This window comes from Roseibium aestuarii (assembly GCF_008477545.1).
GTDB lineage: Bacteria > Pseudomonadota > Alphaproteobacteria > Rhizobiales > Stappiaceae > Roseibium > Roseibium aestuarii.
Window position 1 is genome coordinate 106,487 of record NZ_VORA01000003.1, and the last position, 13,295, is coordinate 119,781.

Below are 13,295 nucleotides of genomic sequence, written 5' to 3' on the forward strand. Positions count from 1 at the left end.
CGTGCGCTGAATGTGCGGCGCAGCAACATACGTCGTTTGACGTAAGCCGGTGTCGCCAATTGCGTAAGGCGGCGCGGGATCACCGGCAGGGCAAGGAAATACGCGACCGGCCGCGCGGTCACGGCCGGTCAGGAAGAGGGATGCAACCGGGGCGGCAGAACCCGGGAGAAGAAAGCCGGATCAGTCGTCGTCGCTGTCGTCGCTGTCGTCGCTTCCGCTGTCATCGCTGTCGTCGGATCCATGGCCCCCATCATCACTGCCGCCATGGCTCTCGCCCCGGCCCGACCCGCCGTTGTCGTCTCCGGTGTCATGACCGGAATCGTGGCCGGCTTCATGTCCTGCTTCATGTTCGGGGCCGTCGTCATCCGAGGCCGAACGCGATCGCGACTGGGTTTGCGACTGGGTCTGCGTCAGGCGACTGTCGTCGTCCCGGGCGTCCTCGGGGCTGTCATCCGAGGCCGACCTGAAGTCGCCGCTGATCAGCTTCTGGAAAAACCCTGCGGCATCCGCCCGGCTAGGACCAAGCGACAGGAGCATCAGGCTGAACAGAGCGACGAGCGCTCCTCTGGGAAACAGGGACATGGGACACTCCCTCCGGATCTAAGGCATGGTTGGCCACAATGGCTCGCTGCAAGAACGACTTGGAGAACAGTAGCAGCCACGGATCCCGGGAGAAACATAGTATTTCCTGCATGTTTAAGAGTTACTGCACGCGGTGCGGAAACATGGAAATAATGGCCCCAATGTTGCATGAAATCAGGTTCATACGCGGCACAGGCCCCGCTCGAAATGGACAGTTCGCATGACGGCGCGTCAACGCATCCTTCCGGTCCGCCGGAACTACAACCAGTGGGTCAACAACCAGACCTTGGAAGACTACGCCCTGCGTTTCACGGCGAAGTCCGCGCGCCGCTTTTCCTCCCGCCGCATCTCCCAGACCGCCATCGGCGCCATTTCCTTCCTCGCGCTTGAGGCGGTCGGCGGGGCGATCACCCTGTCCTACGGTACGGCGAATGCCTTCGTCGCCATTCTCATCGGCTCCCTCGTCCTGCTGGCGGTCGGCCTGCCGATTGCCCGCTATGCCATGAAATACGGCGTCGACATCGACCTGCTGACCCGAGGTGCAGGCTTCGGCTACATCGGCTCCACGGTGACGTCGCTGATCTATGCCAGCTTCACCTTCATCCTCTTCGCCATCGAGGCCTCGATCATGTCGAGTGCCCTCGAATATGCCTTCGGCCTGCCGCTCTGGATCGGCTACATCGTCTCGGCTCTGGCCGTCATTCCGCTGGTCACCCACGGGGTCACGCTGATTTCCCGGTTCCAGCTTCTGACCCAGCCCTTCTGGATCGTGCTGAACATCGCGCCCTTCCTCTTCATCGCCTTTTCCGACGGGGCGATCTTCGGCGACTGGCTGGCCTTTTCCGGCATCGACCCGCTAACCCAGGCCCCCCGCGCCCCGGCACCCGGCTTCACCTCCCTCAGCCTGATCAGCGTCGGCGCGGCCGCCTCGGTCATCCTGGCGCTCATGGCCCAGATCGGCGAGCAGGTGGACTTCCTCAGGTTTCTGCCGCCGCAGGAACTGACCCGCAAGCGCCATCGCTTCGCGCTCTTCCTCGCCGGGCCTGGCTGGGTGGTGCTGGGCGCGCCCAAGATGCTGGCCGGCTCCTTCCTCGCGGTCCTGGCCCTGTCCCATGCGGTACCCGTGGACCACGCGGACGAACCCTCGCGCATGTACGCCGTCGCCTTCGGCTACATGATCCCCTCCGAGCATATGGTGCTGCTGCTGATGGCCGCCTTCGTGGTGGTCTCCCAGCTGAAGATCAACGTGATGAACGCCTATGCCGGGTCGCTCGCCTGGTCGAACTTCTTCTCCCGGCTTACCCACAGCCACCCGGGCCGCGTGGTCTGGCTGGTCTTCAACGTGGGCATCGCGCTGGTGCTGATGGAGCTCGGCATCTACGAGCTTCTGGAGGAGACCCTCGGCGTCTTTTCCATCGTCGCCATGGCCTGGCTGGCGACGATCTCCGCCGATCTCTTCATCAACAAGCCACTGGGCCTGTCTCCGCCCGGCATCGAGTTCAAGCGCGCCCATCTCTACGACATCAATCCGGTCGGCACCGGCGCGATGGTTCTGGCCACCTTGCTTGGCGTGCTGGTCCACTACGGTCATCTGGGGGAGACCGCCGCTGCCTTTGCCACCTTCCTGGCGATGATCGCGGCGCTGATCCTCTCCCCGCTGATCGCCTGGGCGACCGACGGCCGCTTCTATCTGGCCCGCAAGCCCCGCGCGCACTGGCAGCAACGGGACACGATCACCTGCTCGATCTGCGAAAACCCCTTCGAGCCGGAGGACATGGCCTATTGCCCGGCCTATCAGGCGCCGATCTGCTCGCTCTGCTGTTCGCTGGATGCCCGCTGCCATGACCTGTGCAAGCCGCACGCCCGCATCACCCATCAGGGCGGGGTCGTCGCGCGCCAGATCCTGCCCGAGGGACTGGTGCAGCTGCTGAAGAGCCGCCTTGGGCGCTATGGCACGACCGCCAGCCTGTCTGTGACGGCCCTCGGCCTCGTGCTCTGGGTCATCTACGCCCAGGCGGCCGAACGCTTCCCAGAGGCCGCGCCCGTCATCGGTCAGACCATCGCGCTCATCTTCTTCGTCTTTGCCATCACGGCGGGCATTGCCAGCTGGTTCCTTGTGCTCGCCCATGACACCCGCCACGTGGCGGAAGAGGAATCCCTGCGCCAGAACGCCCTGCTGCAACGGGAGATCGACGCCCACCGCAAGACCGACGCGGCCCTGCAGAAGGCCAAGGAGGATGCGGAGGCCGCCAACATGGCCAAGAGCCGCTATGTGGTCGGTCTCAGCCACGAACTGCGCACGCCGCTCAATGCAGTCCTCGGCTATGCCCAGGTGATGGAACAGGATGCCGCCCTGCCGGAAAACCGCAAGGCCAACATCCGCACCATCCGCCGCAGCGCAGAGCACCTCTCCGGCCTGATCGACGGCCTGCTCGACATCTCGCGCATCGAGGCCGGCCGCCTGCAGGTCTATTCCAACGAGGTCAACATCCACGAGCTGCTCGACCAGCTTGTCGACATGTTCCGCATGCAGGCCGAGGCCCGGGGGCTGGAATTCCGGTTCCACCGCGCGCCCAACCTGCCGGTCTATGTGCGCACCGACGAGAAGCGCCTGCGCCAGATCCTGGTGAACCTGCTCTCCAACGCCATCAAGTTCACCGATGAGGGCCATGTGACCTTCCGGGTGACCTACCGCTCCCAGGTGGCGAGCTTCACCGTCTCCGACAGCGGCCCCGGAGTGCCTCTGGCCGAACAGACGAAGATCTTCGAGCCCTTCGGCCGGTCGGAAGAGGTCAAGATCCGCCGCACCCCGGGGCTCGGGCTCGGGCTGACCATCACCAAGCTGCTGACAGAAACCCTTGGCGGCGCCATTGCCCTGTCGAGCGCCCCCGGCGAGGGCGCCAGCTTCGAGGTGCGTCTCATGCTGGCGGCCGTCAGCCGCCCGGTGAAGCCGCGCTCCGCCGCCCGCCGGATCACCGGCTATGTGGGGCCGCGCCGTCGCATCGCGATCATCGACGACAATCCGGACCACCGTGGCCTCCTGCGCGAGGTGCTTGACCCCCTCGGCTTCGAGCTGACGGAGGCCGAGAGCGGTGCCGACTGCCTTGAGCATCTGGGAGACACCCCGACCGACCTGTTCCTGGTCGACATTCTGATGCCCGGCATGAACGGCTGGGACCTGACCCGCGCCCTGCGCACCGCCGGGGTCGACGCCCCCATCGTCATGCTCTCCGCCAACATCGGCGACACGTCTCTGCGCCCGGAGGGGCCGGAGCTGCACGACGACACGCTCTCCAAGCCCGTTCACTTCACCGCGCTCTTCGACATCCTGCAGAAGCACCTTCGACTGATCTGGATCGAGAGCGAGGAGCCGACCACCGAGATGCCGAAAGCGCCGGTGCCGGCCCCAACTCTTCCCGCGTCGCCTGCCGCATCGGCGCAAGCGGCAACCGATCAGCCCGCAGAAAAGGCGCGGGGCAAGGACGCCGGGTTCTCCTATCCGGGTGATGCGGCCCTGCGGGATTTGATCAGTCTGGGCGAGATCGGCTACATCTCGGGGATCGAGGCCCGGCTGACGGAACTTGCCACCGACCCGGACAACGCCGCTCTGGTGGGCGTCCTGCGCCAACATCTGAGCCATTTCGACTTTGCCAGCTACACCAGGGTCCTGGAGGGCCTGAGCCCACATGACTGACCCCCGGAGCCCCGCCCCGCGCGACATCGTGCTCGTCGTCGACGACAGCCCCGAGACCCTCGGCTTCCTGACCCAGGCCCTGGAACAGGCCGGCGTTACCGTTCTGGTGGCAACCAGCGGGCAAGGCGCGCTCAACATCGCCGAGCGGGTGACGCCCGACATGATCCTCATGGATGCGGTCATGCCCGGCCTCTCCGGCTTCGAGACCTGCGCGGCCATCAAGGCCCGGCCGCATTTGGCCCACGTGCCCGTCATCTTCATGACCGGCCTCAGCGACACCGAGCACATCGTTCATGCGCTGGACTCCGGTGGTGTGGACTTCCTCACAAAGCCGATCAACATTGACGAGCTGAAGGCCCGCATCCGGGTGCACCTGGCCAATGCCCGCTCTGTGCAGAATGCCCGCGTCGCGCTGGATGCGGCCGGCCGACATCTCGTCGCCGTCTCCAGGGATGGCACCTTGCGCTGGTCGACGCCCCAGACCCACCAGCTTCTCGCCTCGACACCCTCCGGCGATACACGTCTGCTGCAGGAGATCGCAGCCGCCCTCGGCGCCTGGCTGAGCAGCGACGGCGACCGGGGCGCGAGCCGTACCGATCCCTTCACCCTCGCCCCCCTGGGCGAGATTTCCATCCAGATGCAGTATCTGGGCGCGGTAAGCGGTGACGAGGTGCTCTTCCGCCTGACCACGGCGGATCACCCCAATCAGGCGGAGGTGCTGCGCCGCGGCTTCGCCCTTACCGCGCGCGAGGCGGACGTCCTGCTGTGGATCGCCAAGGGCAAGGCGAACAAGGACATCGGCGAAATCCTCGGCCTGAGCCCGCGCACGGTGAACAAGCATCTGGAGCAGATCTATCAGAAGCTTGGCGTCGAGAACCGCGCCTCGGCCGCCGTTCGCGCCGCCCAGGCGCTCTACGAGATCTGACCTGACGCCCGATTGGGACCCGAACCGGCGCGACGGGCGGGATTCCGGTTGCATCCCGGCCCCGTTTTCCCTATAAGCCCCCGGTCCAGAGTCGTCCGGCTCTTTGTGGGCTGGCATCCTGCGTTCTTCTTTTCCTCCGGAAATCCGAGTGCAGCGCCCCCCGACAAAGCATCACGGGCATGCCGTGTCGACTTCTCGATGCACCAAAAAGTAACGTGGCGGAAACTCCGTCACACCAACGAAAGGATGCAAAATGCCCAAGCTGAAGACCAAGTCTGGCGCCAAGAAGCGCTTCAAACTGACGGCAAGCGGCAAGGTGAAAGCTGCTCAGGCCGGCAAGCGTCACGGCATGATCAAGCGCACGAACAAGTTCATCCGCAAGGCACGTGGCATGTCCACGCTGGCTCCGCAGGATGCGAAGATCGTGAAGCAGTTCCTGCAAGGCTAAGCCCCCGAGCACCCCACTTTAAAGGAGAATTCCCATGTCGCGCGTCAAACGGGGCGTTACCGCCCACGCTCGTCACAAGAAGGTTCTGAAGGCAGCCAAGGGCTACTACGGCCGCCGCAAGAACACCATCCGCGTCGCCAAGCAGGCTGTCGAAAAGGCAGCCCAGTACGCGTACCGCGACCGCAAGGTCAAGAAGCGGAACTTCCGCTCGCTCTGGATCCAGCGCATCAACGCTGCCACCCGCATGGAAGGCCTGACCTATGGCCGCTTCATCGACGGTCTGAACAAGGCCGGCATCGAAGTGGACCGCAAGGTTCTCGCTGACCTGGCCGTGAACCAGCCGGAAGCCTTCAAGGCTCTGGTTGAAAAGGCCAAGGCTGCAGTGGCTGCCTAAGTCTTTCCGGGATCTAACAGATCCCGCAGCACACTTTCAGGGCGCGCCCGTCGCAAGACAGGCGCGCCCTTTCTTTTTGCCACACCCATCTGCAGCTGTGACTTGTGCGCCGGCGAATTATCGGGTCTCATGGTTGCAGCGGCGACCTTTGCGCCGGGAACGAGGGAACTGACCATGCAAGGCGGACGTCCCGATCTCCCGCAGGATGCACCCGAAGAGGATCTCGAGATCGACATCCCGACCCTCTGGATCTTCGGGCCGTGGATCGTTGCGCTCGTGGTGCTCGAAGCCCTTCCCGTCTTCGGCGTCGAATGCCTCTTCGGCTGGTGCGTCGTGAAATCCATCCACTGGCAGATCATCGTTGCGGGTCTGGCGCTGGGGGTGCTGGTCCTCACAGCGGGGTCCGTCGCGCTGTGCCTGCGCCTCCTCCGGCGCGGCTGAGCTGCGGCTAAGGCCACTCCACGGCTTTCCCCTGAAGGGCAACTCTAGTCGCCCGCGCTGGCCAGACCCGTCTTGTAGAACCGCACCTGCCCCGGAACCTCCGGACGCTGGCCACCCTGAAGCGCCAGCGGCAGGATCCCGAAGCGCAAGCCGCCCTCATCGATCCAGAACCGATCCTCCAGCATGCTGCCGGCGACGGGGAAGGCCTGGCCTCCGCAGACCCGCCCGGAAACGTCTCGCAGCTCGTGCAGCTGCCACGGGGCTTCCGCGCCAAAACCGCAGCCCAGAAGCTCCGGCTCGGCATTGAACAGGCGCAGGGTCTCCGCGTCGCTGACACTCAGGCTGACCCGCCCGACCAGCAGGTCCACCAGTCCCTCGTCATCGGCCCGGGTAATCTGACCCACATAGCGCGCCAGCATGGTCGGTCGGTCACAGCCCGGCGACGCGAACATCTGCGCCTCCGCGTCGAGCCCGCCCAAGGCAGAGACATGCAGCCGCACGATCACCCCGTTGCGGCCGTACATGCCCAACTTGAAACACCCGGTCGTCCACCGGCCCTGAAATGGGACGCGCGCCCCCTCCGGCAGGGTCCCCTGTGCCGCCATGGGGCCGGGCGCGACACCCACGAGACCCAGGATCACGAGCGCAAGCGAGGTGCGCAGTCCCGCTCCAAGCCTTCGCGAGCAGCCTGTTCCGGTCATGGGCCGTCCTTCTCCTTCATCCCATAAAGCTGCAGGAATCCGCTGATTATGCGTCTCTTCGCGCCACCACACCAGCTGCGGAACCTCTCATCCCGTTAACTTTTGACCCCACCACCTCAACCTTTCCCTCGGTCAAAAGTTAACAATCTGTCAATTCTGGCATGGGGATTGCGACGCAAACGCTGAGCACGGGCCCTCCGTGCCAAAGTGAGACAGTCATAGGCGGTTTTGGTGCGTATTGATCCTATCGGCTCCCAGGGGCGTTCCAACATGAGGCGGAAACGCCCGATCAGCGACGAACAGCCCCAGCGCCGGGAACGCCGGCGCACGGCTTACGAACTTGTTCCTCTGGAAACCAAGAAGATCGAGCGCGATCACGATGCCTTTATCGGCCGCTATCGCCCGAGCATCCCCTTCCTCGCCCATCTCATCGCCACCCGCGACGGGGACGCGCAGACCCGTTTCAAGCGCCAGTGCGAACCGGAAGTGGGCGTGAACAAGTACCGCGAGACGGCTGCCAGCCCGCGCCGCCGCGAGGCCGGACACGTGCTCTCGCGCGAATTCTGAGGCCGGTCGCCAAAGCTGAAAATCGTGACGGGCAGCACAGTCACGCCGTTAAGGAACCATTAACTCCGGGATCGCGTTAACACCAAGAGGCCGCCGAACGGCCACCATCGACGGAAAGGTCAGATGATGCAGGTCATGCGATCCCCACTCCCCAGCCTTCTTCCGCCCCTCGTCCCCTCGGGCCAGAAGGACGCGTCCCACTCCCGGGCGGGTAGCCGACCGCGCCGTCCCTTCCGTCTTGAAAAGAGTGACCGCCGGGAGCAGACCTCCCCTGCCCCGGCGGCCTCTTCCCTCAGCTCCGGCACGGAGACCCTTGCCTATTCTCCGATCCTGAACGAGCTGGCCGAACAGATGGCGCTCGAGGGCGCCAGCTACCGCATGGCGACCCGGGCCAGTGCCTCCGCCTATCGTGCTGGCGGCCGCACCGCCATGGACCATGCCACCGGCCACCTTCTGGCAAAGAGTTTTTGACCGACCGCTTCCCCGCGACGGTACGAAAAAGGGGCCGGCATCTGCCGGCCCCTTTTCACATCTGAAACGTCCTGCAATCGCGGCATCAGTAGCCGGCAGCGTGACCGTCCTTGCGCGGGTCGGACCCGGCGATGAGCAGGCCCTTGGCCCGGTCGATCATGATGGCCTGGGATCCGCCGATGGCTTCCTTCGTCCGGCGCACCTCGTGGCCGAAGTCCTTGAGCCCGTCGAGGGTCGATGCCGGGATCAGCTTCTCGGCCTCCAGCGCATGGGTGTCCATATCGAAGAACATGCGCGGGAAGTCGATCGCCATCTGCGGGTCCATGCCGTAGTCGACGATGTTCGTGATCAGATGGGCATGGCCGCAGGCCTGGTAATGGCCACCCATGACGCCGAAGGACAGCCAGGGATGCCCGTCCTTCAGGCCGAAGGCCGGAATGATCGTGTGCATCGGCCGCTTGCCGCCGTCGATCGTGTTGGCAAAGCCCGGCTTCGCCTTGAAGGAGAAGCCGCGGTTGTGCAGCATGACGCCACTGTCGGCCGCCAGAATGCCGCTGCCGAAGGACTGGAACACGGACTGGATGAGCGACACGGACAGGCCGTCCTTGTCGACCACCGACAGGTAGATCGTGTCGGTCTGCGGCGCGAGGCTGTTGCCCGGCACTTCCTCCAGACGACGATCCAGACGGATCATGCGTGCCAGCTGGTCGATATAGTCTTCCGACAGCAGGCGTGCGGTACCGATGTCCATGTAGTTGGGATCGGTGATGAACTTGTCACGCACCGCATAGGCGATGCGGGCCGCCTCCATCTCCAGGTGGTAGCGCTCTGCCGAAATCGGCGAGAAGGCCCCCAGATCGAAACGCTCGAGCAGACCCAGCATGACCAGCGCGATGACGCCCTGCCCATTGGGCGGCAGCTCGGCAATCGTGTGACCGCGATAGTCACGCAGCACCGGCGCAACCGCCGTGGTGTGAGCGGCTGCCAGATCGTCGAGGGTCATCACCCCGCCGAGCTCCTTCAGCGTCGCGACGATGTCTTCGGCCACCTCACCGGTGTAGAACCCGTCCGCCCCGTCGGAGGCAATCGCCCGCAGGGTCTCGGCCAGACGGGGGAACTTCATGATGCTGCCGATTTCCGGCGCTTCCCCATCGACCAGGTAGGATGCGGCGGCAGCCTTGTTGGCGCGCAGCTTCGGCACCGCGGCCTCCCAGTCCCGATTGACGCGCGGTGCCACCGGGAAACCGTTGTCGGCATAGTCGATCGCCCGCTTCAGAAGCTGGCGGAAGTTGCGGCTGCCATGTGCCTTGAGCAGGGTTTCCCAGGCCCGGACAGCGCCCGGAACGGTGACCGCGTGGGCGGAGGTCGCCTCTATGGCGTCGACACCGCGCTCTGCCAGCAAGGCCGGCGTCAATGCCTTGGGCGCCGCGCCCGACCCGTTGAAGCCGGCCATGCGGCCATCCGGCTCGGTGACGATGGCAAAGAGATCCCCGCCGATGCCGGTCATCTGCGGTTCGACGACGCACTGGACCGCAGCCGCCGCGATTGCAGCATCCACCGCATTGCCGCCGGACTGCAGGACCTCAATCGCCGCGGACGTGGCCAGCGGGTGGGAGGTGGCGACCGCCGCCTCGCGAGCATAGACGGGGGAGCGGCCAGGGGCCTCGAAATCACGTCTCAAAACAGCCTCCAGAATGTTTCCTCTTCGGAGGAAATCCTTTGTTGCTTATGTTTGTGTTCCCGACCACGCGGATCTGTTAGCCATCTCCGTGAGAACCACCCTGTATTAAGGAGAAACCGGGCCTTGCGCAAACTGACACTTTCGATGGCAGAGCAAATCATTTCTGCCAGCTATGCAAAGGCCAGGGAACTCGGCCTGAAGCCCCTGACCGTTGCCGTGCTCGACGCCGGTGGCCACCTCACCGCCCTGTCCCGCCAGGACGGCTCGTCGATCATGCGTCCCCAGATCGCACAGGGGAAGGCCTTCGGCGCGCTCGCCGTCGGCACCGGCACCCGCTGGCTCAATGCCAATGCGGAGAGCCGGCCCCATTTCGTCCAGGCCCTGAACGGCGTGGCCGGCGGCGGCATCGTGCCGGTTCCCGGCGGCGTGCTGATGAAGGACGAGGACGGTGACGTGGTCGGTGCCGTGGGCATCACCGGCGACACTTCCGACAATGACGAGGCCGCAGCCCTCGCCGGCATCGCGGCCGTCGGGCTCATCGCCGACTGCGGCTAGGCTTCGGCTGACATCTCATCGAGGCGCTGCGCGTAGATATCCAGCGCGCCGCGCCCCGACCGGGTCTCCCCGATCTTCTTCCAGCCACGGCGGGCAAGAAGCGATGCGGCACTGTCCGTGGAGGTGTGGAGCCGGTCGAACCCCATTGCGCGGGCCGCCGTCTCGGCCGCGGCAATCAGCGCGCTCGCGATGCCCTGTCCGCGTCCTTCGGGATCGACCACAAGCGCTGTCAGCCAGGCGCCCGGATGCAGCTCGCTGCCCGGCGACGTATCGCGCAGGCAGACCGTGCCCAGAACCTCGGGCACGGATACGGCCTCCGCAGCGCCTTCGACGCCGCGAGCCACGCCCCCATCCAAGCCCCGGGCCACGCCACCGCCTGCAAGTGCGACCAGAGCCCAGGGCAACGCCCCGTCATCGCTCATGGCCGCATGCAATTCGGCAAGCGCGTCTCCCGGCCCGCCGCTGCCATACCAGCCCGGCCATTCGGCCTCGTAGAGCCGCGCAACCGCCGGAACCAGATCCGGACGGCGGGCAAGGGGCAGGATCGTTCCGCCCCGGTCCTCGAACCGGCGCAGGATCGGATCACTGCCCCCCTGACACCGGGTCTTACTTCTTTTCGCTGAGAGCGGTCAGCTGCGCCTGCATGGCGGCCAGCTGCTTCTTCATGTCGTCCAGGTCAGTCGCCGGTTCCGCCTTGGGGGCTGCCTTGGTGGCGCTGGCGCCGGCGGTCTCCATGGTGGGCGCAAACGGCATGAACATCTTCATCGCCCGTTCGAACATCTCGGTGTTGCGCTTGACCTGCTCCTCGATCGCATCGAAGGCATTGACACCGAAGGCCTCGCTCATCTGGGAGCGCAACTTGTCCTGCTCCTGGGTCAGCGACGTCATGGAATATTCCAGGAAGCTGGGCACCAGTCCCTGCATGCTGTCGCCATAGAAGCGGATCAGCTGGCGCAGGAACGTGACCGGCAGCAGGTTCTGCCCCTTGCCTTCCTGCTCGAAGATGATCTGGGTCAGAACCGATCGGGTGATGTCCTCCCCGGACTTGGCGTCATAGACGATGAAGTCTTCCTCACCCTTCACCATCACCGCCAGGTCTTCCAGCGTCACATAGGTGCTGGTCCCCGTGTTGTAGAGGCGGCGATTGGCGTATTTCTTGATGATTGTCGGCTCGCTGGTCTTGGCCATTCACGTCTTCCGTCGAAATTGTCCTCCGGACGGGATGAGCGCCCGAGGCACATACCCTTCGGCCGCGCACCCATGGTGCACCGCCAAACTCCTCCGCCTTTCAGACTATGCCAAGAAACAGGAGGCTGACCAGTCTTTTCATGCCCCGGCAGCAACTTGCGCGAATTGACTAATCGCAATGCACGAAGCCCATCTGCCTGATTTCATGGCAGCCGGAACAACGGTTGACATCCACTTAACCACGTCTTCTAGTCGAGCCTGACAAGGCAGCCGCAGTGCACAAGGAGGGCCGAAAGGGCCGGGCTTGCGACTGTCAGGAGGACGAACCCGGAGTAGATCATGAGCGCTTCCAACCAGGCCGTAATTGTTGCCGCGACCCGCACCCCCGTCGGATCCTTCAATGGCTCCTTCGCTTCCATTCCGGCCCATGAACTGGGTGCTGCCGTCATGAAGGCCGCGATGGAAAAGGCCGGCGTGTCCGGCTCAGAGATCGATGAAGTCGTCTTCGGCCAGGTGCTCACCGCCGGCCAGGGCCAGAACCCGGCCCGCCAGGCCGCCATCGCCGCCGGCATTTCCGAAAGCTCCACCGCCTGGCTGCTGAACCAGGTCTGCGGCTCGGGCCTGCGCACCGTGGCCATTGCCGCCCAGCAGATCCTCACCGGCGACGCCACCATCATGATGGCGGGCGGTCAGGAAAACATGTCGCTTTCGCCGCACTGCGCCCACATGCGCGCCGGCTACAAGATGGGCGACTACAAGATGATCGACACCATGATCAAGGACGGCCTGTGGGATGCCTTCAACGGCTACCACATGGGCCAGACCGCCGAGAACGTTGCCGAAAAGTGGCAGATCTCCCGCGATCAGCAGGATGAGTTCGCCGTCGCCTCCCAGAACAAGGCCGAGGCCGCCCAGAAGGCCGGCAAGTTCAAGGACGAGATCACGCCCTTCGTCGTGAAGGGACGCAAGGGCGACACCATCGTCGAGGACGATGAATACATCCGCCACGGCGCCACCCTGGACAGCGTCGCCAAGCTCCGCCCCGCCTTCACCAAGGACGGCTCGGTGACCGCCGGCAACGCATCGGGCATCAATGACGGCGCAGCCGCCATCCTGGTCATGAGCGCCGCCGAAGCCGAGCGCCGCGGCCTCACCCCGCTGGCCCGCATCGCCTCCTGGGCAACCGCTGGCGTTGATCCGTCGATCATGGGCACCGGCCCGATCCCGGCCTCCCGCAAGGCGCTCGAGAAGGCCGGCTGGGCAGCTTCCGAGCTGGACCTGGTGGAAGCCAACGAAGCCTTCGCCGCACAGGCCTGCGCCGTGAACAAGGACATGGGCTGGAACCCGGACATCGTGAACGTGAACGGCGGCGCCATCGCCATCGGTCACCCGATCGGCGCTTCCGGTGCCCGCATTCTGACCACCCTGCTGCACGAAATGGGGCGTCGCGACGCCAAGAAGGGCCTTGCCACCCTGTGCATCGGCGGCGGCATGGGCGTTGCCATGTGCCTGGAGCGCTGAGCGCTTCCCACGCAAGCGACCGCAGGCTCCCGCGAGGGAGCCTGCCGGCCAGGGCCGCGCGCTCTTGGCCCAAAGGATAGGTGCAATGACAGCCCCTGAAATGGCACTGTCATTGCATTGAAAGATA

General features: G+C 65.1%; 14 protein-coding genes. 9 read left to right on the plus strand and 5 right to left on the minus strand.

The window, feature by feature from the left end:
- Positions 1-180 precede the first annotated feature (180 nt).
- On the minus strand, positions 181-582 hold the full coding sequence (locus FR728_RS13365; protein ID WP_149893223.1) for a hypothetical protein: 402 nt from the start codon (positions 580-582) through the stop codon (positions 181-183).
- A gap of 220 nt (positions 583-802) precedes the next feature.
- On the opposite strand from FR728_RS13365, the gene FR728_RS13370 reads away from it, so the two are divergent.
- From FR728_RS13370 to FR728_RS13390, 5 genes are all read left to right on the plus strand, one after another.
- The gene (locus FR728_RS13370) at positions 803-4,276 is read left to right on the plus strand and encodes a hybrid sensor histidine kinase/response regulator (RefSeq protein ID WP_149893224.1); all 3,474 of its coding nucleotides are present in this window, start codon (positions 803-805) and stop codon (positions 4,274-4,276) included.
- Positions 4,269-5,201 (plus strand): response regulator transcription factor, encoded by a 933-nt coding sequence (locus FR728_RS13375; protein ID WP_149893225.1) that lies wholly within the window; start codon positions 4,269-4,271, stop codon positions 5,199-5,201. The genes FR728_RS13370 and FR728_RS13375 overlap by 8 nt, the downstream gene beginning before the upstream one ends.
- Before the next feature lie 253 nt (positions 5,202-5,454).
- Positions 5,455-5,649, plus strand: a complete 195-nt coding sequence (gene rpmI / locus FR728_RS13380; RefSeq protein WP_149893226.1) for a 50S ribosomal protein L35 — start codon at positions 5,455-5,457, stop codon at positions 5,647-5,649.
- Between the two features lie 34 nt (positions 5,650-5,683).
- Positions 5,684-6,043 (plus strand): 50S ribosomal protein L20, encoded by a 360-nt coding sequence (gene rplT, locus FR728_RS13385; protein WP_149893227.1) that lies wholly within the window; start codon positions 5,684-5,686, stop codon positions 6,041-6,043.
- 174 nt (positions 6,044-6,217) lie between these two features.
- Complete coding sequence (locus tag FR728_RS13390) at positions 6,218-6,484, plus strand: hypothetical protein (protein ID WP_149893228.1); 267 nt, start codon at positions 6,218-6,220, stop codon at positions 6,482-6,484.
- A gap of 44 nt (positions 6,485-6,528) precedes the next feature.
- On the opposite strand, the gene FR728_RS13395 is transcribed toward FR728_RS13390, so the two are convergent.
- Positions 6,529-7,185, minus strand: coding sequence for a hypothetical protein (locus FR728_RS13395; protein ID WP_149893229.1), 657 nt, complete (start codon positions 7,183-7,185; stop codon positions 6,529-6,531).
- Positions 7,186-7,455: 270 nt separating this feature from the next.
- Here FR728_RS13395 and FR728_RS13400 point away from each other — a divergent pair, with 270 nt between their 5' ends.
- Together FR728_RS13400 and FR728_RS13405 are read left to right on the plus strand one after the other, a co-directional pair.
- Positions 7,456-7,752: a hypothetical protein gene (locus FR728_RS13400; protein ID WP_149893230.1), complete on the plus strand. Its 297-nt coding sequence runs from the start codon at positions 7,456-7,458 to the stop codon at positions 7,750-7,752.
- Positions 7,753-7,887: 135 nt separating this feature from the next.
- Positions 7,888-8,223 carry a hypothetical protein gene (locus FR728_RS13405; protein ID WP_149893231.1) on the plus strand — a complete coding sequence of 112 codons (336 nt, stop codon included), beginning with the start codon at positions 7,888-7,890 and terminating at the stop codon, positions 8,221-8,223.
- An 85-nt stretch (positions 8,224-8,308) separates the two neighbouring features.
- Here FR728_RS13405 and ggt read toward each other — a convergent pair whose 3' ends face one another.
- Positions 8,309-9,904, minus strand: a complete 1,596-nt coding sequence (gene ggt / locus FR728_RS13410) for a gamma-glutamyltransferase (protein WP_149893232.1) — start codon at positions 9,902-9,904, stop codon at positions 8,309-8,311.
- Between the two features lie 123 nt (positions 9,905-10,027).
- Between ggt and FR728_RS13415 the strand changes: the two genes are divergently transcribed.
- A complete protein-coding gene (locus FR728_RS13415) occupies positions 10,028-10,459 on the plus strand; it encodes a GlcG/HbpS family heme-binding protein (RefSeq protein WP_149893233.1) in 432 nt (143 codons plus the stop codon).
- Here the strand turns inward: FR728_RS13415 and FR728_RS13420 are convergent.
- Together FR728_RS13420 and phaR are read right to left on the minus strand one after the other, a co-directional pair.
- Entirely contained in the window at positions 10,456-10,881 is a 426-nt protein-coding gene (locus FR728_RS13420; protein ID WP_149893234.1) for a GNAT family N-acetyltransferase, read from the minus strand. The two genes, FR728_RS13415 and FR728_RS13420, sit on opposite strands and share 4 nt — an antisense overlap.
- A 184-nt stretch (positions 10,882-11,065) precedes the next feature.
- Positions 11,066-11,647 (minus strand): polyhydroxyalkanoate synthesis repressor PhaR, encoded by a 582-nt coding sequence (gene phaR, locus FR728_RS13425; protein WP_149893235.1) that lies wholly within the window; start codon positions 11,645-11,647, stop codon positions 11,066-11,068.
- A 339-nt stretch (positions 11,648-11,986) separates the two neighbouring features.
- On the opposite strand from phaR, the gene FR728_RS13430 reads away from it, so the two are divergent.
- Complete coding sequence (locus tag FR728_RS13430; RefSeq protein WP_149893236.1) at positions 11,987-13,168, plus strand: acetyl-CoA C-acetyltransferase; 1,182 nt, start codon at positions 11,987-11,989, stop codon at positions 13,166-13,168.
- Positions 13,169-13,295 lie beyond the last annotated feature (127 nt).

Coding starts and splice junctions, on each gene's coding strand:
- FR728_RS13390 (WP_149893228.1), top strand. CDS start 6,218: ATGCAAGGCGGACGTCCCGATCTCCCGCAGGATGCACCCGAAGAGGAT.
- FR728_RS13405 (WP_149893231.1), top strand. CDS start 7,888: ATGCGATCCCCACTCCCCAGCCTTCTTCCGCCCCTCGTCCCCTCGGGC.
- FR728_RS13370 (WP_149893224.1), top strand. CDS start 803: ATGACGGCGCGTCAACGCATCCTTCCGGTCCGCCGGAACTACAACCAG.
- FR728_RS13395 (WP_149893229.1), bottom strand. CDS start 7,185: ATGACCGGAACAGGCTGCTCGCGAAGGCTTGGAGCGGGACTGCGCACC.
- rplT (WP_149893227.1), top strand. CDS start 5,684: ATGTCGCGCGTCAAACGGGGCGTTACCGCCCACGCTCGTCACAAGAAG.
- FR728_RS13365 (WP_149893223.1), bottom strand. CDS start 582: ATGTCCCTGTTTCCCAGAGGAGCGCTCGTCGCTCTGTTCAGCCTGATG.
- FR728_RS13400 (WP_149893230.1), top strand. CDS start 7,456: ATGAGGCGGAAACGCCCGATCAGCGACGAACAGCCCCAGCGCCGGGAA.
- FR728_RS13430 (WP_149893236.1), top strand. CDS start 11,987: ATGAGCGCTTCCAACCAGGCCGTAATTGTTGCCGCGACCCGCACCCCC.
- FR728_RS13420 (WP_149893234.1), bottom strand. CDS start 10,881: ATGAGCGATGACGGGGCGTTGCCCTGGGCTCTGGTCGCACTTGCAGGC.
- rpmI (WP_149893226.1), top strand. CDS start 5,455: ATGCCCAAGCTGAAGACCAAGTCTGGCGCCAAGAAGCGCTTCAAACTG.
- FR728_RS13375 (WP_149893225.1), top strand. CDS start 4,269: ATGACTGACCCCCGGAGCCCCGCCCCGCGCGACATCGTGCTCGTCGTC.
- phaR (WP_149893235.1), bottom strand. CDS start 11,647: ATGGCCAAGACCAGCGAGCCGACAATCATCAAGAAATACGCCAATCGC.